Here is a 24,968-nt window from a genome sequence, read left to right on the forward strand (position 1 = left end):
TGAGACGGCAAAGCCCTCGGTGGGCTGCCCGAGACCGATTACATCATGTTCAGCGCGAGAACATCGACCTTCGGCCTCCCTGGCGTGGGCTTGGCCGACGCGTCGTCATCGAGCATGTCCCTGGTCAGGGTGAACAACCCGTACAGCGAGGACAACGCCTCGTCCGCGCGCCCCGCACCGTCCCGCAAAGGCTGGATGGCCACCCGGCTCGCCATCTGTACGACGATCCGGCGCGCCATCACGCGATGATCCTTGGTCACGGCAAAGGTGATGCGGCTGAGCTGCGGCACGGTCACCTCCACTTCGGAGACGGCCGCCGAGCTGCTGAACCAGCGGAGCACGGAAAAGACGAGCACGCCGGCGACACCGCCAGCGAGGAGGTACAGGCCGACGCCGCTGAGCAGCGAGGCGTAGTAGACCACCGCGCCGCCGACGGTCCCCACCACGATCGCGAGCAAGAGGACCGGCAAATGCCGGCGGGACCAAGCCCACACCGTAAGACGACGTGGCCGCGTTTGCTCTCCACCCAGATCCGCGCGCACGGCCAGCACCCTACTACCTGCCGTCACCTCCGAAAGAACGCGAACACGGGACGTCACCAAAACCGTCGCGCTCGGCGACCGCAAGACCCCTAAAGATTGCGGGTTCTAGTGGACGCGACCTCCCGCGCTCGCCCAGCAGCGTTCTTTGAGATCTGCGGGAAGGCCTCGAGGCAGCGCTGGCCACGTCCAGCTGTCGGTTGTCCGCCTAGTTCGTGAGCGCGAGGACACCGACTATTGCACTGATTACTCCGGCAACGGTGCTGACGAGGGTGCAGTAGAAGACCGCGGCGTCGCGGGCGCCTTGCTGGGTTGCGGCCGGTTGTAGCGAGGTGTTCGGGGTTCCGGCGCCGGGGCGGGCGGGTGGTGGGTCGTCAGGAGAAGCCCACATGACGCGGAACAGGGTGCCCGGATTCTTCAGACGACAAGCGCGCCAGAGGGCATCGCGCTTGTCGCGGGCATGAATTCCGCAACCGCGAAGCTTGCCACGGACGCGCCAGCGACAGGGTCTGTTGCGTTGCGTGCGGTAGTCGCAGTAAGTGGGCATGAAGAAGCTGATCCAGAGCATGAAGACGGCGAGCGCGATCAGCGCCCAGCTGACGGTCGGTAACAGATGGCCGTAGATCACATGGACGACTGCGCCGATGATGATCAGTGCGATGAGCTCGCCGAACTTGGACGGCTTGGTCTTGCGCGCCATGCCGCGTCACCCCCAGGTGATGTGCTGTACGAACTTGCATCATCACCCGTTGTGATTACGCGAGATACCCGCCGAACGGGTTACATCGGTGACTGGAGGTCTCGGCGCTTGAGCGTTATTCCGTTCCGCTCCCTGTCCCACGTGTCCGCGGTAACTCCGGTAGCCCGCAAATGATGTTTTTCGACTTTGCTCGTGGGTGTCTTGGGAAGCTCGGCAAGAATGCGAACATAGCGGGGAACCATGAAGTAGGCCATGCGTTCGGCTAGGAACGCAACGAGCTCTTTTGGTGTGATTGATTTTCCTGCGTTGGGTGCGATGACGGCGAGTATGTCGTCCTCGCCGTGCGGGCTGGGAACCGCCACAACGGCGGCTTCCCGGACGTTCGGATGGGCAAGTATTTCGCTTTCGACATCGAACGATGAGACGTTTTCTCCGCGTCGTCTGATGGCATCTTTGACGCGGTCATGGAAAAAGTATTCACCATCTTGCTTTCGGAATGAGTCGCCAGTGTGATACCAGCCGTTGCGCCAGGCATGGGCGGTAGCTTCGGGCATATTCCAGTAACCGGAGTTCATGGACCACGGGCGATCGGCCCGAAGGATAAGTTCGCCACTGGCACCGTCGGCGACTTCCCGATCATGCTCGTCGACGATTCGTGCCTGCATGCCATAGCGGAGACGTCCGCAGGTGCCGGGTGTCCGCGGGTTGAGTTCGGAAATGATCGGGATAGCGGTCTCGGTCATGTTGAACATGGCCACGAAGTCGACACCAAAGCGTGCCGCGAAGCCGTGCGCGTCGTCGATAAGCGGCACCATGTAGACGTGCCGGAGGGGATGGTCGCGGTCACGCGGGTCGGGTTGCTGTTTGCTGAGGAAGTTGGCCATGACGCCTAGCAGGGTGACGTGTGTGGTGCCAGTAGCGCGGACGGTGTGCCAGAACTGATTGGTGTCGAATCGGTCGACGACGGCGATGGAGCCGCCCAGGAGCAGTGCCGCGTAAGTGCCGACGGTGCCGCCGGCATGGAAAAGGGGGAGGTTGACCATGTACCGGTCACCCGTGCCGAAATACTCGGTAAATGCCGCCGAAGCGGCGGTCGCCAGTTGCGCGTACGAGCAGATGACGCCTTTGGAAGGGCCGGTGGTTCCCGAGGTGAAGATGATCGCGTACGGGTCCCAAGGTTGCACTGGCCGATCTGGTGTGACGGCGTCACCGTCCACATCAGTCCACTGGTCAGCTGCCAGCGCAACGACCTGCTCGACGTGAGCGGCGTCGACGTCCTGGAGTTCGGCGGCCAATGCGGGGTGCGCGATCATGATTCGGGCGCCGGAGAGGCTGATGACGTGTTCGAGTAGTCGGCCGCGATACGCCGGGTTAAGGGGTACGTAGATCGCACCAAGCAGGTTCGCCCCGTACCAGACGCGCAGCGCGTCCGGCCCATTGGGAAACCACGACAGCACCCGATCACCGGGGCCCACTCCCCGCGCTTGGAGCTCTCGCGCGAGCGCGTTGGCCGCTTGCCATGCGTACCCGTTAGTCCACTGTGTCCCATCAGCGAAGACGGCGTGAACCTCCTCGGGGCGATCGCCCGCCGCCCGATGCAGGAGCGGTCCAAGGACGCATTCCTCGGCTTCGGGGACCTCTGCGCTCCACCAGTCCATCGCTCGCCTCGCTTCATCGCGGTCATGTATGAGCGTTTATAAACCTCATTGTCCTTACTGGTCAACCTTGCGATCCCGCGGATCTGTATGTACGTTCATTTATATGAGTGCTGGCACTGTGCATGTCCTGGGCGGGGTACAGACCGACTTCGCGCGACGCTGGGGGCGCGAGTCCGGGCGGCCGCTTGCGTCGATGCTGGAGTCCGCCGTGCAGGACTGTCTCGATGAGACTGGTGTGCCCGCGCGGCAGGTCGGGACCGTGCACGTGGGTAACTTTGCTGGCGAACGGTTCGCGGGGCAGTCCCACTTGGGCGCGCTGGCCTGCTCGCTGTACCCGGAATGGGCCTCGCTGCCAGCGAGTCGACACGAGGCGGCATGTGCATCCGGGAGTATGGCAGCCCTGGCGGCGATGGCCGAGATCGAAGCTGGCCGCTACGAGACGGCACTGGTCGTGGGCGTGGAACTGATGCGCAACGTGCCGGGGTCGACTGCCGCGGAATACCTCGGCTGCGCGGCCAGCGTGCCAGACGAGCTCAACGCGGACGTGCTTCCGTGGCCGAGCCTTTTCGACGCCATCGCACAGGAAACCGAACGCCGCTACGGGCTTGATCATGCGCACCTCGGCCGGATCGCCGAGCTGAACCGGTCGAACGCCGTGCGCAACCCGTGGGCGCAGACGCGCGACTGGGTCAGCTCGCCCGGCGAATTCAGCGCGGACGATGTGGCGAACCCGACGGTAGTCGGGCGGACGCGCAAGAGCGATTGCGGTCGGATCACCGATGGTGCCAGCGCCGTACTGTTGGCTGGCCCGCGGTTCGCCGCCAGGTGGGCTCGCCGTCACCCGCGGCGGCTGTTGAGCACAGTGCGAGGGTGGGGCCATCGCACCGCGCCGCTTTCGTTGGCGGATAAGCTCACGCTGAGCAGGGACAGCGAATACATGTTTCCGAATATGCGCGCAGCGATCGTCGATGCCTACACCCGAGCCGGCATCGCGGGGCCGGGCGACGTGGACGTGATCGAGACCCACGACTGTTTCACGATCACGGAGTATGTGGCGCTGGATCATTTCGGGCTGACCAAGCCAGGGCGCGCCTGGGAGGCTGTTGAGGACGACCGGATCGGGTTCAATGGTTCGATCCCGGTCAATCCATCGGGCGGCCTGATCGGCGCCGGGCATCCAGTCGGCGCTACCGGAGTGCGGATCCTGCTAGACGCGCACCGCCAGGTGACCGACACCGCGGGCGAGTACCAGGTTCCGCGGGCACGGACGGCTGCGACATTGAATGTGGGCGGCAGCTGCAGCACCGCTGCCAGCTTCGTCGTGGGCACGGCCGATGAGCACACTCGATGACCGTGGCACGCCACTCAATAAACGCTCATACACTAGCGCGGACTAGTGCCGTACAGTCGGCGTCGCCACGGGTAGTAGCTCGCCGTCAGTCGCGAAGGCGGGCCTGGCAGGACCGGAGTGGGAATCGATGCCGCCGCGCAGCAGAAGCCGATCAAGGAACGATCGCCATCCACGTGATCAGCTCAAAGAGGCCGGTACACGCCTGTTTTTCGACAAGGGCTTCCACGGGACCACCGTGCGGGACATCACCGAAGCGTGTGGGCTCACCCCGGGGGCGTTGTACAACCATTTCGGATCAAAGGAAGAGGTACTGCGGGCCATCATCCTCGACGGCCATGCCGAGCTGGACAACCGGCTCGCCGCCGTGCCAGCGGGCCCTGCGCCTGAGCGGCTACGTCGTCTACTCGAGGTGTTTGTGCTCCACCACGCCCGGTTTCGCCGCGAGGCCATGGTCGGCGACGAATGGAAAGCCCTGGAGCCGAAGGCACGTAAGGAAGTGCGCGCCAAACGACTGGCCCTACGGGAATCGTTCGAGTCCACGATTCGCGCTGGCGTGGAGGCCGGCGAGTTCGTCGTACCGAAGGTTGACGGTGGGGATCCCGTCCGGTTGGCCACGATGGCATTGCTGGACATGGGGTTCCGGACCTGCTCGTGGTTTCGCCCCAAGAGTGGAGTGGTTGACGCTGAGTTCGCCCGGTTCTACGCCGATCTCGCGTTGGCCACCCTGCTCAAACAGTAACTGGGCGACAGGACAGGAGTACCGGCGATGAACAGTCAGCAGCAGATCATCGATGTCGCCGGAATGGTGTTCGACGAAGATTGCTGGGAAGCCTACCTTCGCACATTCGCCGAGTACGCTCCGGACTACGCGACGATGCTCGCGCGTCGCTTGGCGGTCACGGCGGGTTTCTCACCCATCGAGTTCGCGGACGGTCCTGTTGACGATCTGCTGAGCGCGTTGCGTGAGTCCGGCGCGTTGCGACTTGACCTGGACGCCTACGTGACGGGATTGACCGCGGGCGGGATACGACACCAAGTCATCCACAGCACACCGTGGTCCTTGCCAGACGGAACGAAGGTCAACGACCGGGTGGCGAGCTTTGCCCGCCGACACCCCGATCGGTTGCACGCGTGGGCCAGCGTGAATCTCGCTGATCCCGACGAGGCGATCGCCGAGGTACGTCGTTGTTACGAACAGCTCGGGTTACGGGGTGCGTCGGTAACGCATTTCCTCGATGTCGCCGACCCGGTCGGGGACGGCGCGCACGCCTTCTACCGGGTCCTCGAAGAGTTGCGGATGCCGCTGTGGGTGCACACCGGCCACAATCTGTCCCGGCGTGTGCCGATGGATTGGTGTATGTGGCGGCATCTGGACACGATCGCGCGCTGCCATCCCGACCTGATCTTGATCGCCGGGCACGGCGGGTGGCCGTGGATCGGCGAGATGATGGCGCTGTGCCAACGACACCCGCACGTGTATCTGGAACTATCCACGCACCGCCCGCGGCACATGATCAAGCCTGGTAGCGGATGGGAATCGTTATTCGCGCATGGCGCTTCGTCGATACGGCACAAGGTGTTGTTCGGCAGCATCTCGTGGGTGCACGGCAGATCCGCACCGGAACTGGCCCACGAAACCAGCGAATGGCCGATCACCGAGACGGTACGTACGGCCTGGCTGCACGATAACGCCGCACCGATCCTCGGACTGTCCCGATAAGAGCATCCCGCGCGACGGCAACAATTGTGCTGAGTTGACGAATACGACGCTCCGGCATACTTTCGCCGCGAACATATGTGGCCCACCGTCGACCATTGTTGTCCATAGTCGACGGTGGGCCTGACGGGTGAGGTCGCGGCCCGTAGCTACCCGGTCGTCGAGGCGATCCGCAGGCCGAGGCGGTGGCGGAGCCAGGCACCAATTTCGTCGATCGCCTCGTCGGCTTCGACCGCACGACCAGCCATCAACTGAAAATCGTGCTGCATTCCTACCGCTACCTGCAGGGTAATATCCACGCCGTGGTTACGGGCTCGCTCGGCGAATCTGGTGGCGTCATCGAGCAGGGTCTCCTGATCACCAACTTGGAGCAGCACCGGCGGAAAGCCGGTCAGATCAGCGTGCAGCGGATTGACCAGTGGCTCGGTTGGCTCGATGGCCGTCCCCAGCAATGCGGCACGCATCTGCTCGAGGACTGGCCGCTGGACCCCGGCGTCGTATTCGGCGTTGCTGTCCAAGCTTTCTCCCCGTAGCTGCATGTCGTACCACGGGGATATCGCCATGACTGCCGCCGGCAGTGGCAATCCTCGGTCTCGCAGCCGCAGAACTGCCGTCGTGCATAGGCCACCGCCGCCGGAATCGCCCACCAACGCTATGTGCTCGGCAGCCACGCCCCGCTCGAGTAGCCAGCGGTAGGCAGCCTCGACGTCGTCGAGCTGCGCTGGAAACGGCGACTCGGGGGCGCGCCGGAAATCAAGCACCAGTGCGAAAGCCCCGGCAGCGCGTGCGATGTGGCCGGCCAGCTTGCGATGCATGTGCATTGACCCGACCATGTAACCACCGCCATGGGTGTACACTAGAACCCGATCGGTCGCGGATTCGATCGGCTGGCACCACAGCGCGGACACGCCCCCAGCGTCCACTTCGGCATAGCAGACTCGCTCCGGCTCCGCCGTTGCGGTGTGTAGCGACTCGTAGATGTCCCGCATCGTAGCCAGGTCCATATTGGCCTGGCTGGCCAACCGCTGACCGATGCGCTCGTATGCGGCTTTGAGCTCCCGCGATTCAATGCTAGACACGTCGTTGTGTTCCTTTTCGGCTCAAGCTATCGGGATTCTTCGGTGATCAACTGCCAGGTGTTGCTGCCGTTCGCACTGTTGCGACTCGGTGCATGCCATCGAGGAAAACCGCGGAGCGTCTGTCCACCGTCGACCAGTAGGGCAGTCCCGGTGACGTAGTCGGCGGCTCCGCTGGCCAGAAACGTGATGACGTGTGCGATCTGCTGTGGTTCACCGATGCGACCCGTCGGCGTGTGGTCCACCATGATCTGTCGCATTCGGCCATCAGCATGATTCAACAGCCCTCCCGTCATGCCAGTTTCGACGACGCCGGGGCAGACTGTGTTGACCCGAATGCCTGACGGGCCAAGCTCGTCGGCCATGCACCGTGCCAGCATCTCCACACCGGCCTTGGTGGCCGCGTAGGCACCGAACATCGGCGTGGAATGGATAGCGGCGCTGGATGAGTTCAGCACGATCGCGCCGCCACCACCCGCGACCATCCGCCGTGCCGCCGCCTGGACCACCAGGAAGGTGCCGGTCAGGTTGATATCAACGTGACGGCGCCAGCCAGCCAAGTCCTGGTCCAGGATTCCCGCCACTCGTCCGTACCCGGCATTGGCAACGCAGATGTCCAGCCGGTCGCCGACACCATCGGTAAACAGGTGATCGATTGACTCCGGGTTGCTCTGGTCGAAGGCGCACGCGGTCGCGTCCAAGCCATCGGTCCGGAGTTTATCCACGGCCGCACGTAGTCCCTGTTCATCACGGTCCGCTAGGACCACGCGGGCACCCATGATCGCAAACGTCTCGGCGACGGCTCGGCCGATAGCGCCGGCTGCTCCCGTGACCAGTGCGGTTTGTCCCTCGAACGTCTCGTCCGTGTGACTCATCAGTTTGCCTTCCGTTCCAACGTTGGTCACTAATAACGGACCCAGCCGCCATCAACGAACACGGTCTGCCCGGTGACATAGCGAGATTCATCGCCGGCCAACCAACGCACCGCGTCAGCCACCTCGTTCGGCTCACCGAAACGCCGGATCGGCAAGGTGGCGACCGTCTTCTCGCCGATCGCCCCCAGATCGTCGGTACGAGCGATATCGGTGTCGATAAACCCGGGAGCGACGGCATTCGCGCGCACCCCTTCCCGCCCGAGCTCGGCCGCCAACGACCGCGTCAGGGTCTGCAGGCCGCCCTTCGAAGCGTCATAGGAGATCTGTCCGAAGAACCCGGTCACCGCGACTGAAGCGATGTTCACGATCGCCCCGTGTCCCGAACTGGCCAGATAGTCCGCCGCGGCCTGGGCAAGATAGAACGGGCCACTCAGGTTGACGGCCAGCACCCGCTGCCAATCCCGCACGGCGTGTTCCCGCAGCTTGGCTCGACACACGGTTCCGGCGTTATTGACCAGCACGCCAAGTCCGCCGAACTCCTCCGCCGCGCCAGCGACGACGCTTTGGGCGGTGTCCGGGTCACTGATGTCACCCGCGACGACGACGGCCCGCCCGCCCGCCGTGTTGATCTGGTCGGCCGTGTGCCACGCACCTGACTCGTCGATGTCATTGACCGCAACCCGTGCCCCATTCGCGGCCAGCCGTTCAGCGATTGCGGCGCCGATTCCCCCGCCAGCGCCTGTCACCAGTGCCACCCGTCCCGATAGCCCGCCTGCCACGGGTCCTCCAGCCATAAACCAACGTGCATTGCTCCTGACCAGGTGGACTGTAATGTATGAACGCTCATTTATCTACAACCGTTTGGTGCCACCGTCAGCTGGGTCACCGCGCCGATCCTGGTGGCACCCGGGGGCGACGACGACATCGCCCGCGATTTCACCCGAAACATCGGCACCGACATCATGAGGCGCGCGTTCGGCCATCGTTCACGCTGAGCGACACAACATCCCACTTCGTGGGCGCCACGCCGCATTCGGCGCTGAAGACGGCGAAGGCCGCCGCGGATGGCCGGGACGTGCGCATCGGCGGCGGCGTAACGACCATCCGGGAGCTCCGCGACGCGCGGCGTCGTGCGCCACTTCTTCTGGTGGCGCCAAGTACAAGAAGCGACACTGGTATCGGCCCACCAATGAAGCCTTATCGGCTTCCTCGAAGCTAAGCAGCGAGATATTCAGCTAGCCCGCGCTCTGCTGCAGCGAGCTCGACCGCGATTCGGCCCCGGCTGGTCCCTAGCCTGCGGGCAAGTTCCACACGCCGCCTGTGTTCGAGGTGTACATCGCTGACCAGTTCCGCTTGAAGCGGTGTCAAAGCTCCGTCGAGCATCGCTCCAGCAAGAACAACATCGACATTTCCGACGTGCTGCGCCCGCTCTTCTGGCATATCGGCAGGCAGTTCGAAATGCCGCCTGGCAAAGTGGTTCTCGCGATTACAGGCGTTCTCGCCGCTACGTACCGCTGCCCTGTACAGAACGGTGGGTAAATCCGGTCGCCACGTATCGGTGTTGCGAAGTGAATGACAGAAACCTTCCAAGATTGCCGAGTCAAGATCACGCCGGTCGCTTGGATAACGGGAGCCGAGCTTGCCGCCTATGGACTTGAGTCCGGGCAACATCATTCCGATCGCCGCGACCTCCCACGGATCAGACTGTGCTCGCGCCAGCAGCACTAATTTCTTCCAGACTATGGCCTTGGTTTGCGGATCGGTTCGTCGTTTCAGGATCTGCACTTGAAGATCGCGAAGTGGAGTCCCGTCGAGTGAGAGAGGTTGCCTGCCACGTGTAAGGCTGGTGAACCGCGTCTCGATCAGATCCAGGCATGACATTGAAGAATGGCGCAAGATCATTCCTTTCTTCGTTTCGGAAGGAGAGGAGGGAATTCATACTCCGTGATGGCTGCTGCTGGAATACGCTGACCGAAGAATCACCTAATCGGGTGGCCTGTCGCTTCGCTTGCGGTCGAGCCATGCTGTGCCGTCATATCGTGGATACGGCGGCACAGCATGGTTTACTGAGTCAGTCGATACTGCCGGCGAAATCAGCGCCGTTGTCTACATCGGCAATGTCAACAGGACAACTCTCGATTCCCATCGCTTTCATTAATTCCATCGTCGGAACCCGGTAACGCCAGCCCAATCGCCAGATTCGACAGGGGAACTCGTTGCGCTGTGCGAGTTTGTATGCGGTATTGACGTGAACGCCGATTGCACACGCCGCCGTTGTCATGTCGAGGGTCGCGGGCAATTCGAACACCTCGGGAAAGGACATGCAACGTACGTGCCCGCGACGGGTTCCCTGTACCGAGGAGTACGCCGACCGGTAGGCCCGTCGTGAACTCACGCGGCATCGCCTTCCCCATTGCCCCGTGCGGAAACGGCGTATCCGCGATCGCTGGGTGCGCCACGGACTCGTCCTGGGCGCCATCGGTAGTCGAGGGACCGAACCGGCGACCGTCGTTGTTTGCGAATGCTTTCTCGTAATCCGTGTCGCTTGGCGATGGCGCCGAGGCGCTCACCCTCGACCCGGCCATACGCTGCCGGATGGTCCGCAATGTCAATGACATCGGCAGCAACCGGTCCGGTAGATGATTCGACGGAATGGTCGTATGCCGACTGGGTTGCGACTAGCTCAACGTCAGCGTACGCCTTCTCGTGGATTGCCTGGGCACAGGCATTTCTGGCAATCCGAAAGGTCGTCCACCATAGCTTCGCCCCCAATGCGTGTCGATCAGGGGAGGTCCGCCGCATGGCCTCGAAGAAGCCGACGATCACGTCGGCACGAACGTCGTCCAGATCGGTGCGCCAGGCGCGATAAAGCCGGCCAGTGATTGCCTTCAGTCCGGGCAGCATTACCCACAGGGCGATGCGTTGCCAAGCGCGCGGTTCGCGCTGAACGCGCCGCAGCAAAGTAGACAAGATTGCGTCGCTGATTGCGGACTCCGTAGCAGGGTCGGACAAGATCCGCCTCGCCTGCCGCGCATCGATCGCCTCCGCGGGGGCTCCGTTGCCGAGCGCGCCCGCGTGGAGCAGCACGTCGGAAGGCTTGGCGGGGCAGCGAAACTCATTCTCGATACAGGTGAACACGTTGGCATGCAAACGATCAAACCCGCGTTGAGCGCGCTCGGAATCCATGCGCTCGGAAAATTCAACGAGGGTATTCGAGTCTTCTTCCGTCATGTTGTCCCTTCGGCGGACGTGTTGTCTATATCTCCAAATAGGAACGGCAACGACCGCTTTGCGCGGAATCCGCCCGATAGTGTGGCCGTGGGCCGCTGGAACGAGGTGAGCAAACCGACTGGAGCCGACACATCACGTCATGTGTTGACCGAATAGCCGAGAGATCTCCGCGTGTGTGAGATAGCGGACTACCCTGGGCACGACAGAATGTCATGGATCGTGGTGTAGTGGGTCAACGTGTGGGCGAAGCGCTGGCGGCCCCGCCGAGTCTCCCGCAATAGGGTTAGTAAAAGGTTAGTTGTTCTTCGGCTGATCGTCAGCAAACGCTCTGACCTGCAGTTAGTGCCCCCGGCAGGACTCGAACCTGCGACCAAGAGCTTAGAAGGCTCCTGCTCTATCCGCTGAGCTACGGGGGCGTCGAGGGCTGGCTCGTTGCGAGCCTAGCCGCCTCGTTCTTCTTGATCGTTCCGAGCCTGGGAATCGTTTCTCCCCTGTCGGGTGATCTGGCCTGTCGGGTGGTCGTGCCTATCAGGTGATCCGGTTCGGACCGTTCGTGGCGGCGCGAGTCCCTCCGGCGCGCCTCGCCTCCCCGCGGACCCTGCCCGGCCCTCCCTTCCGTGGGTCCTTCCATTGGGGCGCCGGCGCGCCGCCACGAACGGAGCTCCTAGCGCCAGCGGTGGGCGCTCAGTTCCAGAACTGGATACCCCGGACGACGAACGGTGCGACTGGCACATAGGTGCCCTCGCCCGGGTACGTGGTGAAGTCGCCCTCCGTCGCGCAGTGTCGATCCTGATACACCGTCACCAAACGGTCGGTTCGGTTGACGAACGAGCGCCCGTCGAATCCCTCGGGTAGTGGTGCGCACTCCTCCGGGTTCACGTTGGTCAGGTCTGCTCGGTTGATCGCCCCGCTGTATGACGTGCTTTCCCACAGACAGAACTCACCCACGTCGCAGCGGTACTGCTGTTGGTCGTTCTCCGCTTGTGCTGCCGGCGCGCTGCCGAGCATGGCCGCGGCGATGAGTGCGAGTCCCGTTGTGATTCGTGTGCCATACGACATAGTCCCCAGTACTCCCCAGTCTGTTTCGGACCGCTCGCCCGCGGTGGGCGATTGCTTGATTGCGGTGCGTCAAGCTTCGGTGATGCGGGGTGAGCAAGACAATGGATTCGGGCCGCGTCACTCGGACGAACTGGAACGAATGTGCCGCTTGTTCACGAATCGGGCAAAAAGTCACTGAGCGTGAGGTGCGGGGCCACTCGATTCGCGGATGATCAGCTCTGTCGGCAGCTGAACCGGGGGACCGGCCTGGTGTCCAGCAAGCAGGCGCTGCGCCAGTTCCCCGGCGGTACGACCCTTTGCCGCTAGGTCCTGGCGGATCGTGGTCAACCTCGGTGCAACCTGGGTCGCCAGCCAACTGTCGTCGAAACCGACGATGGACAGCTCTTCGGGTACCTGGATGCCAAGCTCTGCGGCGGCTTGTGCCGCTCCGACGGCCAGATGATCGGTCATGCACAGCAACGCGGTCGGTGGCGGATCCTGATCAAGCAGCCAGCGCGCGCCCCGTGCGCCAAGTGTCGCGTCAATACCGCCGGCTTCCCACGTGCGCACCTCGCCGATTCCGGCCGCATCCAGCGCCGACCGATAACCGTGGAAACGTTCGGCACTGACCCGGTAACCGATCTTCGCGAGCCGGCCCGCGTCAGCTGGTCCGCGGTACTGGTCCGGCTGTATTTCATCGGCGAGGATGGCGAACCGGCGATGGCCGTGGTCAAGCAGATGTTGCGCGGCCAGATTCGCGCCGCCCCTGTCGTCGATCCCCACCATCGCGGCACCGGCAAGCATCGGCGAGTCGATCACCACGACCGGCAGCCCGCGCGCGGCCACCGCGCGCATCGCCGGCGTGTCATCGGCGAGCGAGTACGCCACCAGCACATCCGCCTGCGCGCGCCGCACTCGTTCCGGGCTCGGTCCACCCTCGGCGCTGCCGGCCAGCAAGAGTAGGGCGTGGTCCTCGGAATCCATCGCCGACGACAGCGCGTCCAGTGTGATCGACAGCGCCGGGTCGGAAAAGGCGGTGGACAGGTTGGTGTCGGTCAATACCGCCACCGCTCCGCATCGCTGGGTGGCGAGACTGCGCGCCACCGGATCCGGTCCCGCGTAGCCGAGCCGCTCGGCGGCCCGCAGGATGCGCTCGCGCAGCTGCTCGGACAGCTGGTCGGGCCGGTTGTACGCATTCGACACGGTTGCCCTGGACACGCCGACCTCGGCGGCGAGGGTGTCCAGTGTGGGACGGCGGCGGTCTTCGGGCACGTCGCGAGCCTAGACCGCGTATCCAGTCGCGGGCACCGAGCCTTCTGGCGGAAAATCACCATCGACGAACTGAAGCGCTTCAGATAACCTCATCGTGGTCTGTGATGAGGAGGTTCGGGTATGTGGTTCGCGCGCACCGCGGTGTTCGTGGTGTTCGGACTCAACGGCTTCGCGTACGGAACGTGGGCGCCCCGGGTGCCCGCTCTTGCCGATCAGGTAGGCGCGCAGGTCGGTGCGCTCGGTCTGGCGCTGCTCGGCGCCAGCGTCGGGATGGTGATCGCCGCCTCCGTGACTGGCCGGATCTGTGCCGCGGTCGGCGCGCGTGCGGTGGTCTTGGCGAGCGTCATCGCCTGCTATGCGGTACTACCCGTTCTTGGCTTGGTAGAGTCCCCATTCGCGCTCGGAATTGTCCTTTGTGGACTAGGCATGGGTATTGGCGCGCTGGACGTTTCGATGAACGTCGCCGGTGTCACCGTTGGGCGAATGCTGGATCGGCCGATGATGCCGGTTTTTCATGCCGGTTTCTCCTTCGGCGGACTGTTCGGTGCCGCGGGCGCGGCGGGTGCCGCCTGGCTGCGACTCCCGCCCCTACAGCACTTCCTGATCATTACCGCGGTGGGGATCCTCGTCGTACTGCTGCTGATCCGGTTCGTGCCGAACGAGGCCGGCGCCGGCCAGCCTGCCCTCGCCGCCGCGTCCTCCGGGCCCGCGCCGATTCGCCGCCCAGTGCTCTGGCTGCTCGCCGCGGTCGCATTGTGTTCGGCGATCGCCGAGGGCACCAGTGCCGACTGGTCGGCACTGTTCCTGGTAACCGAGCGCGGTGTGAGCGAGGGCTCCGCGGCCATCGCCTATGGCGCGTTCTCCATCGCGATGGCCATCGCACGGTTGTTCGGAGAACGGATGGAACGTAGGTTCGGCTCCACCCGGTTGGTCGTGCTGGCCAGCGCGACGGCCGCGGCCGGACTGCTGTGTGCCGCGCTGATCGCGCATCCCGCCGCCGGATACCTCGGGTTCATCCTCGCTGGCGGTGGCCTTGCCTACTCCTTCCCGGTGGCACTCGGGCTCGCCGGTGCGGCTGGGCAGCGAGCCGACGGCGGAGGCGGTGAGCGCGAAATCGGGCTGGTCACCACGATCGCCTACAGCGGATTCCTCACCGGCCCGCCACTGATCGGCATGCTCGCGCACGTCAGCAGCCTGGCCGTGGCAGTTGGTACGGCTGGCCTGATCGCCGCGCTGATCGTGCCAGCGGTGCTGGGCGCGCGTGCGGCCCGCCGCGCCGAGCGGGCGCACATCGTCGAGCCCGTTCACTAGCCGCCCGCGGGGCGCGCCTACCCTCGAGCCGTGCCACGTTCACCCGCGACAACCACGGACCGCGCCCCGATCCTGCCGGTGATCCTCATCGGCACGCTGCTCGCCGCGCTGGTCGCGGCTGGACTGGTGGCGATGACGGGCGGTGCCGCCGCGGTGATTCCGGGTCTCGGTGATCCAGGTGCGGTCACCAAGTACGGCGTCACCGTCGTGCGCCTGATCGCCGAGGTTGCTTCGGTCGTGACGATCGGTTCGCTGTTGCTCGCCGCGTTCTTCGTGCCGCCGCAGCGGTCCGGCACGCTCGGCGCCGATGGCTATGCCGCGGTGCGCACCGCCGGATTCGCGGCTGCGATCTGGTGTGTGGGCGCGCTGGCTTCGGTGGTGTTCACGGCAGCCGAAGCGGCAGGACGACCGGTGAGCGAGGTGCTCGACACTCAGGTCCTTTTCGAACTAGTTGATGCGATCGAGCAGGCGAAAGCATGGGGCTACACGGCCGCGATCGCGCTGATCGTCGCGATCGGCTGCTGGGTCGTGTTGTCCTGGGGCTGGACGGTCGTACTGTTCGGTGCCTCACTTGCCGGCATGCTCCCCGTCGGTCTAGCCGGGCATTCGGCAAGTGGCGGCGCGCATGACGTTGCGACGAACAGCCTGCTCTTCCACCTGGTTGGTGCCGCGTTGTGGGTCGGCGGGCTGATTGCGGTGCTGGTCGTCGGTGCTCGAAAGAGCTCGCACCTTTCCCTTGCCGTGCAACGGTTCTCCCGGCTGGCCCTGGTGTGCTGGGCAGTGATGGCGGTCTCGGGCGTGGTAAACGCGCTGGTTCGAGTGCCCCTTGGGGACCTACTTGGCACCGAGTACGGGCTGCTTGTGCTGGTCAAGCTGGCCGCACTGATCGTCCTCGGCGCGTTCGGCCACCAGCAGCGCAACCGCAGCGTGCGGGCGGTGGTGGAGCGCGCCGATGGCCGTGGCCTGCTGCGGCTGGGCGGCGTCGAGGTGCTGGTGATGCTGGTCACCATCGGTATCGCGGCGGCCCTGTCTCGCACCCCACCGCCGACCGAAGTCACCGGGCAGGTCTCTACGACCGAGTTGCTGATCGGCTACGAACTGGACGGCGCGCCGACCGCGCTGCGGCTGTTGTTCGACTGGCGATTCGATCTGATCTTCGGAACCGCCGCGGTCGCGCTCGGCGTGCTCTACCTGCTCGGTGTGCGACGCCTGCGGAAACGGGGAGATGCCTGGCCGGTTGGTCGTACCGTGGCTTGGCTGTCCGGCTGCGCCACCCTGCTGATCGCCACCTCGTCCGGGATCGGCCGCTACGCGCCGGCGATGTTCAGCGTGCATATGAGCGGTCACATGATGCTGTCCATGGCAGTGCCCGTACTACTGGTGCTCGGTGGGCCGGTCACTCTCGCCCTGCGTGCGCTTCCCGTCGCTGGCAAGGGAAACCCGCCAGGACCGCGCGAATGGCTGCTCGCCGCGGTTCACTCGCCGATCTCCCGGGTACTGACCAATCCGGTCGTCGCGCTGGTGCTGTTCGTGGGCTCGTTCTACCTGCTGTACTTCTCCGGACTGTTCGACAGTGTGGTCAGCGAACACGCTGCCCATCTCGCGATGAACGCACATTTCATCCTCTCCGGCTACGTGTTCTTCTGGCCGGTGATCGGAGTTGATCAGGCACCGCGCCGGTTGCCGCCGCTCGGTCGGCTGGGTCTGATGCTTGCCGCTACGCCTTTTCATGCGTTCTTCGGCGTGATCCTGATGAACATGCAGACGGTCATTGGCGAGAACTTCTACCGTGGGCTGGATCTGCCCTGGGCTGGCGATCTGCTCAACGACCAGCGCACGGGCGGCGGTATCGCCTGGGCTTTCGGTGAGCTGCCGGTGGTGCTGGTACTCATCGCATTGCTCGTCCAGTGGTCCAGGGCAGACGAGCGCGCCGCGCGTCGCCGGGATCGCCGCACCGAGCACACCGGCGACGCGGAACTCGAGGCCTACAACGCGATGCTGCGGCGGTTGTCCGAACCATCCGGCGCGGCAAGGACAACAGAGTCCGCGGATTCCCTAGAGGGGTCGCCGGAATCCACGGACGGCCGCGAAAACCCCAATCGCGAGTAGCCCGGCGCTCGTCGCGACAGCGCCCAACACCCCACCGCCGACGGGCATCGCCAATGCCAGATTTCGCGCGGCATCCACCGCATAGGTCAACGGGTTCACCGTGGCCACCGCACGCAACCAGCCCGGTAGGCCCTCCAGCGGAACATACGCACTGGATGCGAACATCAACGGGAACATCGCGAGAAAACCCACCTGCTGCATGGTTTCGGCATTCCGTAGCCACGCGCCAACGGCAAGAAACACCCAGCTCAACGCCCAGCTGACGATCAGGGCGAGGCCGAAAGCCGCTGCGATCCCCACGAATCCTCCGGCAGGGGAGAAGCCAAAAAGGACAATCGCGAAACCAAGCAGGATCAACAGTTGCACCGCGGTGCGAATCAGATCGGCCGCGCTGCGGGCAAACAGTACCGACCACTGCTGGATCGGCAGCGAGCGAAACCGGCCGAGAACCCCGTTCTTCATATCCGTCACCAGTCCAATCCCGGACTGCAGGGCCGCGCCGAGACCCGAGGTCATCAGGATGGCTGGCATCAGGTAGTCGATGTACTGCACGCCTGGCGGAAAGGCCGAGGTCTGCGCGATCCCGCTGAACACCTGGCTGAACAGCAACAGCATGATCAACGGCTGTAACAGGCTCAGAACCACCAGGCGTGGTTCATTGACCAGTGCGCGCAGCGATCGGCCGGTGAGCACGCGCAGCTGCGTGCCGATGCTGCTACCGCGCCACTCGCGTGGATGTAGAGCCGATTGGTCGGCGACAACGCCGGAGTTCGTCATTCGTGGTCTCCGCTCGGGCTCAGGCCGTGCTCTTGGCGAGGGCGAGGTACACGTCGTCGAGAGTTGGTTCGCTCAGTGCGATATGCGTGACATCGATCGCCGCTTCGTCCAGTGCGCGGACCACGATTGTCAGATCCGTGGACGCGGTGACCGGGATGGTCAGCTCGCCCGCTGCCGTGTCCTGCGCGGGATTCAGGCCAGCTGAGCGCAGCGTGTGCAGTGCGTCGGCGGCTCGATCCGGTTCGCTGAGTGCCAGGTGTACGGCGCGTTTGCCCACATCGGCTTTGAGCTGGGCCGCTGTTCCGGAGGCGATAACGCGTCCGTCGGAAAGTACGGTGATGGCGTCGGCGAGTCGGTCGGCCTCATCCAGGTACTGCGTGGTCAGCAGTACCGTCGTGCCTTCGTCAACGAGTCGTTCGAGGACTTCCCACAACCCGATACGACTGACTGGATCGAGCCCGGTGGTCGGCTCGTCCAGAAACAGCACATCGGGTTGGCCAACCAGACTCGCGGCGAGATCGAGCCTGCGCCGCATGCCACCCGAGTAGTTCTTTGCCTGACGTTGCGCGCTGGCGGTCAGCTCGAAGGTCTCCAGTAGCTCGTCTGCCCTGGTGCGTGCCTGACGCCGGCTGGCGCCGAGCAGCCTGGCGATGAGCACCAGATTGTCCCGACCGGACAGTTGTTCGTCCACCGACGCGAACTGCCCGGTCAGCCCGATCCGGCGGCGTACCTCATGGCCCGCGCGAACCACGTCGAACCCAGCGACGCGGGCACTACCGGTGCTCGGCGGAAGCATCGTGGTCAGGATGTTCACCAATGTCGTCTTACCCGCGCCGTTATGGCCGAGTAGGCCGACGATCTCGCCTTTACGGACGGTGAGATCCACATCGGTCAGTGCGGATAACTCATCGAACGTTTTGCCAACTCCGTTGGCCTCGATCATTGTGTCTGTCATAGATTCCTCGGTGGTGGTTGGTGGTTCGTCAGTCCGTGCCCTGTCCGTTGTGGATAGTTCCGTGTAGGAAGATCTCGACCAGCTGATCTCGACTGATGAGTACGTCGTCGTACTGTGGCTCGCCGGGTGCACGTCGGGCCACGATCAAGCTGAGCAGGATGCGTGCGGCGGCTTCGGGGGCCAGCCGCAAGTCGGCGCGCTTGCGCTCCAGTAGCCGTGCCACCGCGCTGATGGCTCCGCCGAACCGCTCCGGTTTGTCGCCCGAGCGTTTCGAGTGGACTTCTCCCGCGATCTCGGCACGGCTGACGCCCGCGGCGTGCAGCACGTGTAGCAGGGACCAGGCGCGGTGCAGATGTTCATCAACAACGGACAGTGCGATCGTCAACTGCTCGCGCAGCGCCAGCTGAGGATCGATCAGTGCCAGCTGCGCTTCGACTTCGTCATGACGGGTCTCGTGCCGGGCGCAGGCGACGAGGAGCTCACGCTTGTCCGTGAAGGCGCGGAAGACCGTTCCTTCCGCGATACCGGCCGCCTCGGCGATCTGCCCGGTGGTCACGTTTCCGCCGTGCTCAAGGAGCAGCGGCACGGTCGCGTCGATGATGGCCTGCCGGCGCTGATCAGGCGTCATGGCTGGGGCGCGGCGGCGCGGAGACTTCTGGGGCACGTTCTCAACTGTATGAGTGAGCGCTCACTCGTGTCAATGAGTGGACACTCACTCGGGTTGCCCCGGCGGCCAAGGTGGCGTTATCCACAAGCGGTCGGGTTGTCCACAGCGGAGGAATTCGCTCTGGCTGGATCCGTGGCCGTAGCGGAATCTGGACACCACGGCGGATAGGCCGGTGGCTCCCGCTTCATGGCGACGCCAGCAGGGAAGACGCCAGTGGGAAGTGAGGAACGTTACAGCTGGAGCGGGGTCAGGGTTGGCACGTAGATGTTGAGGGGAAACAACGATGAACGAGACCTATACGACAGTCGTGGGGCGGGTCGCCGGTGAGGTGCGTCAACGCAGCACCTTCGAAGGGCACAAGGTGGTCAATTTCCGGCTTGCCTCGAACGAACGGCGGTATGACCGGGAAGCCGGGCAATGGGTGGACGGAAACTCGCTGTATCTGACCGTGACCTGCTGGCGAAAGCTCGCCGCGGGGGTGGCTTCCTCACTGCGCAAGGGCGATCCAGTGCTGGTCACCGGCAGGCTGTCACTGCGCGAGTTCGAGTACCAGGGGCAGCGTCGAACCAGCCTCGAGTTGGACGCGCAAGCCGTCGGCCCGGACCTGACCTGGTGCACCGCGGAGGTCTGGCGCCGGCGCCGGGGCGCCGACATCGGATCGACCGGTGACGAATCGACCGACCGTGCCGCGGAGTCGGCCGACTATCTACCCGGTGCGGGGGAGGAGGTTGCGGGCAGCCGCGCTCCGGCCGGCGGCGAGCCAGTGGTCGCCGCGTAACCCGGCTGCGTCTGGTCACCGCACGCAGCGGTGGGATCAGCACAAAACCGCTATAGACGATCACGGCCTAGCGTCGGTTGGGTGGCGGACCAGGGCTTATGTCGGCTCAATTCGACCAGGAGGGGATGCACATGGGGTGAAGCCGGTGACCGGCGTCTTTTGCCTTCGGGCGTCAATCTACGATCGCGGACATGGCCGAGTTCATTTACACCATGAGGAAGGTGCGCAAGACGCACGGGGACAAAGTGATCCTCGATGACGTCAGCACCGCGTTCTATCCCGGCGCCAAGATCGGCGTCGTTGGTCCGAACGGCGCTGGTAAGTCCAGTGTCCTGAAGATCATGGCCGGACTCGACCAGCCGAGCAACGGGGACGCGTTCCTTCAGCCTGGGGCTTCGGTAGGCATCCTGCAACAAGAGCCGCCGCTGAACGAGGACAAGACCGTACGCGGCAACGTCGAGGAAGGCCTTGGCGAGATCAAGGTCAAGCTTGACCGGTTCAACCAGATCGCCGAGCAGTTGGCCACCGACTACAGCGATGAGCTGATGGAAGAGATGGGCAAGCTGCAGGAAGAGCTGGACCACGCCGATGCGTGGGAGCTCGATTCACAGCTAGAGCAGGCGATGGACGCACTGCGCTGCCCGCCGGGGGATGAGCCGGTCGAACACCTTTCCGGGGGTGAGCGGCGCCGGGTCGCGCTGTGCAAACTCCTGCTGTCAAAGCCTGACCTGCTTCTGCTGGACGAGCCGACCAACCACCTGGACGCCGAGAGCGTGCTGTGGCTCGAACAGTTCCTCGCGAACTATCCGGGCGCCGTGCTTGCCGTAACGCACGACAGGTACTTCCTGGACAACGTGGCGCAGTGGATCATGGAGCTGGACCGCGGGCGGGTTGTCGGTTACGAGGGCAACTACTCCACCTACCTGGAGAAGAAGCGCGAGCGGTTGGAGGTGCAAGGCAAGAAGGACGCCAAGCTCGCTCGACGCCTGAAGAACGAGCTGGACTGGGTTCGGTCCAACGCCAAGGCCCGGCAGACGAAGTCGAGGTCTCGACTGCAGCGCTACGAAGAAATGGCGGCCGAGGCGGAGAAGACCAAGAAGCTGGACTTCGAGGAGATCCAGATTCCGCCGGGACCACGGCTGGGCAACGTCGTCGTGGAAGTCGAGAACCTGCGCAAGGGTTTCGATGACCGCCTGCTCATCGACGGCCTGTCGTTCGACCTGCCGCGCAACGGCATCGTTGGCGTCATCGGTCCAAACGGGGTGGGTAAGACCACGCTGTTCAAGACGATCGTGGGGCTGGAAGAGCCGGACTCGGGTTCGGTCAAGATCGGTGACACCGTCAAGCTGTCCTATGTGGATCAGTCGCGTGCCGGTCTGGATCCGAACAAGACCGTCTGGGAGATCGTGTCCGACGGCCTTGACTACATTCACGTCGGGCAGAGCGAGATGCCGTCGAGGGCGTATGTGAGTGCCTTCGGTTTCAAGGGGCCCGACCAGCAGAAACCGGCCGGGGTGCTCTCCGGTGGTGAGCGGAACAGGCTGAACCTCGCGTTGACGCTCAAGCAGGGCGGTAACCTGATCCTGCTGGACGAGCCAACCAACGACCTCGATGTGGAAACTCTCGGCTCGCTGGAGAACGCGCTCGAGCAGTTCCCCGGTTGCGCCGTGGTCATCTCCCACGACAGGTGGTTCCTGGACCGGGTTGCGACCCACATCCTCGCCTGGGAGGGAACTGACGCGAATCCCGCCTCGTGGTTCTGGTTTGAAGGTAACTTCGAAGGCTACGAGAACAACAAGATCGAACGGCTGGGCGCGGAAGCCGCCCGGCCACACCGGGTGACTCATCGCAAGCTTACGAGAGATTAAGCGAGGTTGTTCGCCGTGGCAGCCAGTGACCGCCGTGCCGGTTCGGCGAGTTCGCCGGCGGGTAGCTCACCAGAGCGCCTGCTTGCGCAGGCCGAGCGGTTGCGATGGCTGGCACCCGAACTCGCGTTGGTGTTCGCCGAACGGGTTCAGGCGATCGGCGCTGCCTCGACCAGCGGTGTAGCCGCCGCGAGCAGAGAACGCCTACGCCTGCGGGCCGAGGCGCTCGCCGTCTTCGGCCTGGTTCGGATGGGACGACGCGCGAGTACGGTGCGGCGCGCCCTGGTGGCACTCGACGAGGCCGAGGCCGCCGGGCATGTCGACATCGGCTGGCAACTACGCACGGACCTCGCGGTGTGTGCCCGCGGGGTCGGGTTGCCGCAGGTCGGGCTGGCCGGGTTGGCTCCCGTGCTCGGCGCGGAGGACGTGCCGGCGGTTCTGCGTGCCCAAGCGCTGACGCAGCTCGCTGGCTGCGCCATACCGCTTGGTTACACCGCCGAGCTCGACGGTGTGCTGCGTACCGCCGACCGCGCCTGTCGAGGTGAGGCCGAACTCGATCCGGGGACCAGGGCGATCCTGTTGGCGTTGGTCCAGGCCGACGTCGCCGCGTACCGCAGGCAGTGTGGCGACTTTGTTGGTGCCGAACAGGCTGCCCGTGCAGGTCTGGGCGCCTTGGGCGAAACCGTGCGCCCCGGCGCCGATGCGGGCCAGGCAAGTATTCGCCTCACGCTCGAGTTGGTGTGGGCCCTGCTTGATCGGGGCGATGTTGAGGAGGCGATGGCGGCATCCCGGCCGGTGTTCGCCGAACCCCTGCGAACGGTCGCCGCCGGCGCGTCGGGCTGGCTCGGTCTGGCGCTCGCGAGCCGGGTGCTCGTACCGGCACACGAGTACGGCCGGGCGATCACGATGCTGCGCGATGCGGCTTATCGCGCGGAGCGTAGCCCAGTGGACGGCTTGGCCGCCGCGCTCTGGGCCGAGTTGGCACACGTGCACGAGCTCGCCGATACCCCGCAGGAAGCGCTCGCCTGCATGCATCGGGCCCGTGCGGCCGAGTCGCAGCACAGCAAACTTCGGCTCGCCGCACGGGAGACGCTGAGCAATGCGTTTGGCGAGCCGGAGCTCGATGCGGCCAGTGTGGCGGCGATCGTCACGGATGGGCTTGGTAATGGGTCCGTGGGTACACGTCGGAGGGACCGCGAGTCCGGCGCGTTCGAGTCAACGGCCGTATTGGCTGACGAGTCTCCTTTTGCCGACCGCATGCCCGATGGCCAGGTTGCCGATGACTGGTCAGCCGACGCCCCGTCACACGATGCCTGGTCGAACGATGACCGGGTATCCGATGCCCGGACCGCCGACGGTGGCGCCGATCGTTGGTCCGCCGATAGCTTGACCGCTGATCGATGGGCCGCCGAAGACCCGGCCGCCAGCGAATGGGAGATCGAGCCGGGCGGTGGCGGCGCGGTAACCGAGTTCAGTCGTACCGAGCGCACCCGGCGGCGCCGCGCACAGTGGTCGCCGTCCGTGGTCCGCGGTGGTGGGGCTGGCGCTTCGGTCGCTCGCCGGCGTGGGCGACGGCGGACGGACGAGCGCGATGCCGGCGCCTGGACAGGCGGCGAGGAGCCAGTGCAGCCCGAGCTTTCCGCTACCGAGCGCTGGCGGCGATCGCGGATCGCCAGGGAACACGACGGTGTCGAGCCGGACGGGGACGCCGCCCAGTTCGGAGCTACCCAGTTCGGAGCTACCCAGTCCGGGGCCGACCAGTTCGGGGCCGAGCAGTTCGGAGTTGCTGAGTCAGTCGGTCTCTCTGAGCCGGTCGGTCTCTCTGGGACCAGTGGTTCGCGGAGAGCCGACACCAGGTCAGCAGACCTACCGGATGCTAGCCTGGCCGGGGACGATCGGCCAAGCCACGCGACTGGCGACGGGTCTGCCGACATGCGCGTGATGCTCGGTAAGGTAGCGGACCGTTACGCCGCGAAAGCCGAATCAAGACCTGTTGACACGGAACGGGAAACCGAGCGCGGCATCGACGAGATCGCGGCAGAGCTGAACGACATTCTATCTAAAATGGATAGACAGGTCGGCGGCTCGGACGGCTCGACGGGCGGAGGGAACCGGAGCGGCGAGCCCGCTCTGGCGGAAACTAGTTACGCTGATGCTGGGCCTGCTGATGATGGGCCTGCCGCCGGGCTATCAGCCGAGCTGGACCTGTTCCCCGCCGGCGAAAGCGAATCTGAAATGGACTCGCCGGCCATCGCGGATTCGTTCCCTGACTTCGAGCCTGCCGACTACGCGTCACCGGCAGGCTACGACAGCGCGTTGCTACCAATGCTTCGGGTTCCTGAAGTGCTTGCCGCACCGGAATCGGCATCGGGGCAGAACGATTCGCTGGAGCCGTGGGGTTGGCACGACGATGGCGAAGCGGGCGGTACCGGGCAAGCCATGCAGGGCGCAGGGCGACACGCGGTGCCAGCCGACGATGAACCGGGTGAACCCGCCGCCTCGGTTGGCTGGCCGGACTCCGCTGGCTCGCCCGACTCGCTGGACTGGCCGGAATCCCGGGAACCAGTGGATGCCGTCGACCCGCCCGATTCCGGTGACCAGCCGGCCCCGGGCGACGACGAATCCACCGGACGTGAACTTGGCCTTGCCGATCTGCTCGCGGGCGCGCTCGCAGCGTATCGCACGACCGAGGCCGGCGGTATGGCAGATGAGTTCGGGGCGGTCGACGAACCAGCCGGTCAGCCGGACCAGCCGAGCGAGCGATCCGCTGGTGACTGGGGTGTCGAACCCTCCGTCATGGATATCGCGCCCACCGCCGACGGCGTGGAACCTGGCCACTTCGCGCGCCACGGCGTGCAGGGAAGTGGCTACCGGCCGACTACCCGCCGTGCCGCTCCGGATCCGATGGGCACCCAGGATCCAATAGGTATGGATTCCCTCGGGCTGGACCGTGGACGACATCGTTCCGCCGAGTGAGCCGTGGGGGATCTGTCCGGGGTCGCCGTGACGTCGCTGGACACCCTCGGGCAGCATGGTTTCTGGTACCGCA

22 protein-coding genes and 1 tRNA gene are annotated in these 24,968 nt (G+C 64.9%); 8 read left to right on the top strand and 15 right to left on the bottom strand.

Going from position 1 to position 24,968, the window contains the following annotated elements:
• Nucleotides 1-38: 38 nt before the first annotated feature.
• The 3 genes from EV191_RS20695 to EV191_RS20705 form a co-directional block, all read right to left on the bottom strand.
• Nucleotides 39-569: a hypothetical protein gene (locus EV191_RS20695; RefSeq protein ID WP_132878798.1), complete on the bottom strand. Its 531-nt coding sequence runs from the start codon at nt 567-569 to the stop codon at nt 39-41.
• A 178-nt stretch (nt 570-747) separates the two neighbouring features.
• Nucleotides 748-1,239: a hypothetical protein gene (locus tag EV191_RS20700; RefSeq protein WP_132878799.1), complete on the bottom strand. Its 492-nt coding sequence runs from the start codon at nt 1,237-1,239 to the stop codon at nt 748-750.
• An 80-nt stretch (nt 1,240-1,319) separates the two neighbouring features.
• Nucleotides 1,320-2,897: an AMP-binding protein gene (locus tag EV191_RS20705; RefSeq protein ID WP_132878800.1), complete on the bottom strand. Its 1,578-nt coding sequence runs from the start codon at nt 2,895-2,897 to the stop codon at nt 1,320-1,322.
• Between the two features lie 103 nt (nt 2,898-3,000).
• Between EV191_RS20705 and EV191_RS20710 the strand changes: the two genes are divergently transcribed.
• From EV191_RS20710 to EV191_RS20720, 3 genes are all read left to right on the top strand, one after another.
• Nucleotides 3,001-4,248 (top strand): acetyl-CoA acetyltransferase, encoded by a 1,248-nt coding sequence (locus tag EV191_RS20710; protein ID WP_132878801.1) that lies wholly within the window; start codon nt 3,001-3,003, stop codon nt 4,246-4,248.
• 127 nt (nt 4,249-4,375) lie between these two features.
• A complete protein-coding gene (locus tag EV191_RS20715; protein ID WP_132878802.1) occupies nt 4,376-4,987 on the top strand; it encodes a TetR/AcrR family transcriptional regulator in 612 nt (203 codons plus the stop codon).
• A 27-nt stretch (nt 4,988-5,014) separates the two neighbouring features.
• Nucleotides 5,015-5,968 carry an amidohydrolase family protein gene (locus EV191_RS20720; RefSeq protein WP_132878803.1) on the top strand — a complete coding sequence of 318 codons (954 nt, stop codon included), beginning with the start codon at nt 5,015-5,017 and terminating at the stop codon, nt 5,966-5,968.
• Between the two features lie 146 nt (nt 5,969-6,114).
• Here the strand turns inward: EV191_RS20720 and EV191_RS20725 are convergent, their stop codons facing one another.
• The 9 genes from EV191_RS20725 to EV191_RS20770 form a co-directional block, all read right to left on the bottom strand.
• Nucleotides 6,115-7,044: an alpha/beta hydrolase gene (locus tag EV191_RS20725; protein ID WP_132878804.1), complete on the bottom strand. Its 930-nt coding sequence runs from the start codon at nt 7,042-7,044 to the stop codon at nt 6,115-6,117.
• 26 nt (nt 7,045-7,070) lie between these two features.
• Nucleotides 7,071-7,916: an SDR family NAD(P)-dependent oxidoreductase gene (locus EV191_RS20730; RefSeq protein WP_132878805.1), complete on the bottom strand. Its 846-nt coding sequence runs from the start codon at nt 7,914-7,916 to the stop codon at nt 7,071-7,073.
• A 29-nt stretch (nt 7,917-7,945) separates the two neighbouring features.
• Nucleotides 7,946-8,710, bottom strand: a complete 765-nt coding sequence (locus tag EV191_RS20735; protein WP_132878806.1) for an SDR family NAD(P)-dependent oxidoreductase — start codon at nt 8,708-8,710, stop codon at nt 7,946-7,948.
• Nucleotides 8,711-9,131: 421 nt separating this feature from the next.
• Nucleotides 9,132-9,812, bottom strand: a complete 681-nt coding sequence (locus EV191_RS20745) for a hypothetical protein (RefSeq protein ID WP_132878807.1) — start codon at nt 9,810-9,812, stop codon at nt 9,132-9,134.
• A gap of 175 nt (nt 9,813-9,987) precedes the next feature.
• Complete coding sequence (locus EV191_RS20750; RefSeq protein WP_132878808.1) at nt 9,988-10,239, bottom strand: helix-turn-helix domain-containing protein; 252 nt, start codon at nt 10,237-10,239, stop codon at nt 9,988-9,990.
• 68 nt (nt 10,240-10,307) lie between these two features.
• Nucleotides 10,308-11,147: a hypothetical protein gene (locus EV191_RS20755; RefSeq protein WP_132878809.1), complete on the bottom strand. Its 840-nt coding sequence runs from the start codon at nt 11,145-11,147 to the stop codon at nt 10,308-10,310.
• Nucleotides 11,148-11,490: 343 nt separating this feature from the next.
• Nucleotides 11,491-11,563: transfer RNA gene (locus tag EV191_RS20760), tRNA-Arg, on the bottom strand.
• A 268-nt stretch (nt 11,564-11,831) separates the two neighbouring features.
• A complete protein-coding gene (locus EV191_RS20765) occupies nt 11,832-12,206 on the bottom strand; it encodes a peptidase inhibitor family I36 protein (protein WP_132878810.1) in 375 nt (124 codons plus the stop codon).
• A gap of 171 nt (nt 12,207-12,377) precedes the next feature.
• On the bottom strand, nt 12,378-13,457 hold the full coding sequence (locus tag EV191_RS20770; protein ID WP_243659096.1) for a LacI family DNA-binding transcriptional regulator: 1,080 nt from the start codon (nt 13,455-13,457) through the stop codon (nt 12,378-12,380).
• A 120-nt stretch (nt 13,458-13,577) separates the two neighbouring features.
• On the opposite strand from EV191_RS20770, the gene EV191_RS20775 reads away from it, so the two are divergent.
• A complete protein-coding gene (locus EV191_RS20775) occupies nt 13,578-14,768 on the top strand; it encodes an MFS transporter (RefSeq protein WP_132878811.1) in 1,191 nt (396 codons plus the stop codon).
• A 30-nt stretch (nt 14,769-14,798) separates the two neighbouring features.
• Complete coding sequence (locus EV191_RS20780; protein WP_243659097.1) at nt 14,799-16,877, top strand: bifunctional copper resistance protein CopD/cytochrome c oxidase assembly protein; 2,079 nt, start codon at nt 14,799-14,801, stop codon at nt 16,875-16,877.
• Here EV191_RS20780 and EV191_RS20785 read toward each other — a convergent pair.
• The 3 genes from EV191_RS20785 to EV191_RS20795 are packed head-to-tail and all read right to left on the bottom strand — an operon-like array spanning nt 16,824 to nt 19,273.
• The gene (locus EV191_RS20785; protein ID WP_132878812.1) at nt 16,824-17,654 is read right to left on the bottom strand and encodes an ABC transporter permease; all 831 of its coding nucleotides are present in this window, start codon (nt 17,652-17,654) and stop codon (nt 16,824-16,826) included. The two genes, EV191_RS20780 and EV191_RS20785, sit on opposite strands and share 54 nt — an antisense overlap.
• Nucleotides 17,655-17,673: 19 nt before the next feature.
• Complete coding sequence (locus tag EV191_RS20790) at nt 17,674-18,609, bottom strand: ATP-binding cassette domain-containing protein (protein WP_132878813.1); 936 nt, start codon at nt 18,607-18,609, stop codon at nt 17,674-17,676.
• A gap of 28 nt (nt 18,610-18,637) precedes the next feature.
• Nucleotides 18,638-19,273, bottom strand: coding sequence for a TetR/AcrR family transcriptional regulator (locus EV191_RS20795; protein WP_132878814.1), 636 nt, complete (start codon nt 19,271-19,273; stop codon nt 18,638-18,640).
• A gap of 286 nt (nt 19,274-19,559) precedes the next feature.
• Here EV191_RS20795 and ssb point away from each other — a divergent pair, with 286 nt between their 5' ends.
• From ssb to EV191_RS20810, 3 genes are all read left to right on the top strand, one after another.
• On the top strand, nt 19,560-20,054 hold the full coding sequence (ssb, locus tag EV191_RS20800; RefSeq protein WP_132878815.1) for a single-stranded DNA-binding protein: 495 nt from the start codon (nt 19,560-19,562) through the stop codon (nt 20,052-20,054).
• A gap of 191 nt (nt 20,055-20,245) precedes the next feature.
• Entirely contained in the window at nt 20,246-21,922 is a 1,677-nt protein-coding gene (gene ettA / locus EV191_RS20805) for an energy-dependent translational throttle protein EttA (protein WP_132878816.1), read from the top strand.
• 15 nt (nt 21,923-21,937) lie between these two features.
• The gene (locus EV191_RS20810; RefSeq protein WP_132878817.1) at nt 21,938-24,895 is read left to right on the top strand and encodes a hypothetical protein; all 2,958 of its coding nucleotides are present in this window, start codon (nt 21,938-21,940) and stop codon (nt 24,893-24,895) included.
• The last annotated feature ends 73 nt before the right edge of the window (nt 24,896-24,968 follow it).

The sequence above is a fragment of the Tamaricihabitans halophyticus genome (assembly GCF_004340875.1).
Classification (GTDB): Bacteria; Actinomycetota; Actinomycetes; order Mycobacteriales; family Pseudonocardiaceae; genus Tamaricihabitans; species Tamaricihabitans halophyticus.

Excerpts from the sequence above, each read along its gene's own strand:
- EV191_RS20700 (WP_132878799.1), bottom strand. The coding sequence starts at position 1,239 with ATGGCGCGCAAGACCAAGCCGTCCAAGTTCGGCGAGCTCATCGCACTG.
- EV191_RS20705 (WP_132878800.1), bottom strand. The coding sequence starts at position 2,897 with ATGGACTGGTGGAGCGCAGAGGTCCCCGAAGCCGAGGAATGCGTCCTT.
- EV191_RS20710 (WP_132878801.1), top strand. The coding sequence starts at position 3,001 with ATGAGTGCTGGCACTGTGCATGTCCTGGGCGGGGTACAGACCGACTTC.
- EV191_RS20715 (WP_132878802.1), top strand. The coding sequence starts at position 4,376 with ATGCCGCCGCGCAGCAGAAGCCGATCAAGGAACGATCGCCATCCACGT.
- EV191_RS20720 (WP_132878803.1), top strand. The coding sequence starts at position 5,015 with ATGAACAGTCAGCAGCAGATCATCGATGTCGCCGGAATGGTGTTCGAC.
- EV191_RS20730 (WP_132878805.1), bottom strand. The coding sequence starts at position 7,916 with ATGAGTCACACGGACGAGACGTTCGAGGGACAAACCGCACTGGTCACG.
- EV191_RS20735 (WP_132878806.1), bottom strand. The coding sequence starts at position 8,710 with ATGGCTGGAGGACCCGTGGCAGGCGGGCTATCGGGACGGGTGGCACTG.
- EV191_RS20750 (WP_132878808.1), bottom strand. The coding sequence starts at position 10,239 with ATGTCCTTTCCCGAGGTGTTCGAATTGCCCGCGACCCTCGACATGACA.
- EV191_RS20755 (WP_132878809.1), bottom strand. The coding sequence starts at position 11,147 with ATGACGGAAGAAGACTCGAATACCCTCGTTGAATTTTCCGAGCGCATG.
- EV191_RS20765 (WP_132878810.1), bottom strand. The coding sequence starts at position 12,206 with ATGTCGTATGGCACACGAATCACAACGGGACTCGCACTCATCGCCGCG.
- EV191_RS20775 (WP_132878811.1), top strand. The coding sequence starts at position 13,578 with ATGTGGTTCGCGCGCACCGCGGTGTTCGTGGTGTTCGGACTCAACGGC.
- EV191_RS20785 (WP_132878812.1), bottom strand. The coding sequence starts at position 17,654 with ATGACGAACTCCGGCGTTGTCGCCGACCAATCGGCTCTACATCCACGC.
- EV191_RS20790 (WP_132878813.1), bottom strand. The coding sequence starts at position 18,609 with ATGACAGACACAATGATCGAGGCCAACGGAGTTGGCAAAACGTTCGAT.
- ssb (WP_132878815.1), top strand. The coding sequence starts at position 19,560 with ATGAACGAGACCTATACGACAGTCGTGGGGCGGGTCGCCGGTGAGGTG.
- ettA (WP_132878816.1), top strand. The coding sequence starts at position 20,246 with ATGGCCGAGTTCATTTACACCATGAGGAAGGTGCGCAAGACGCACGGG.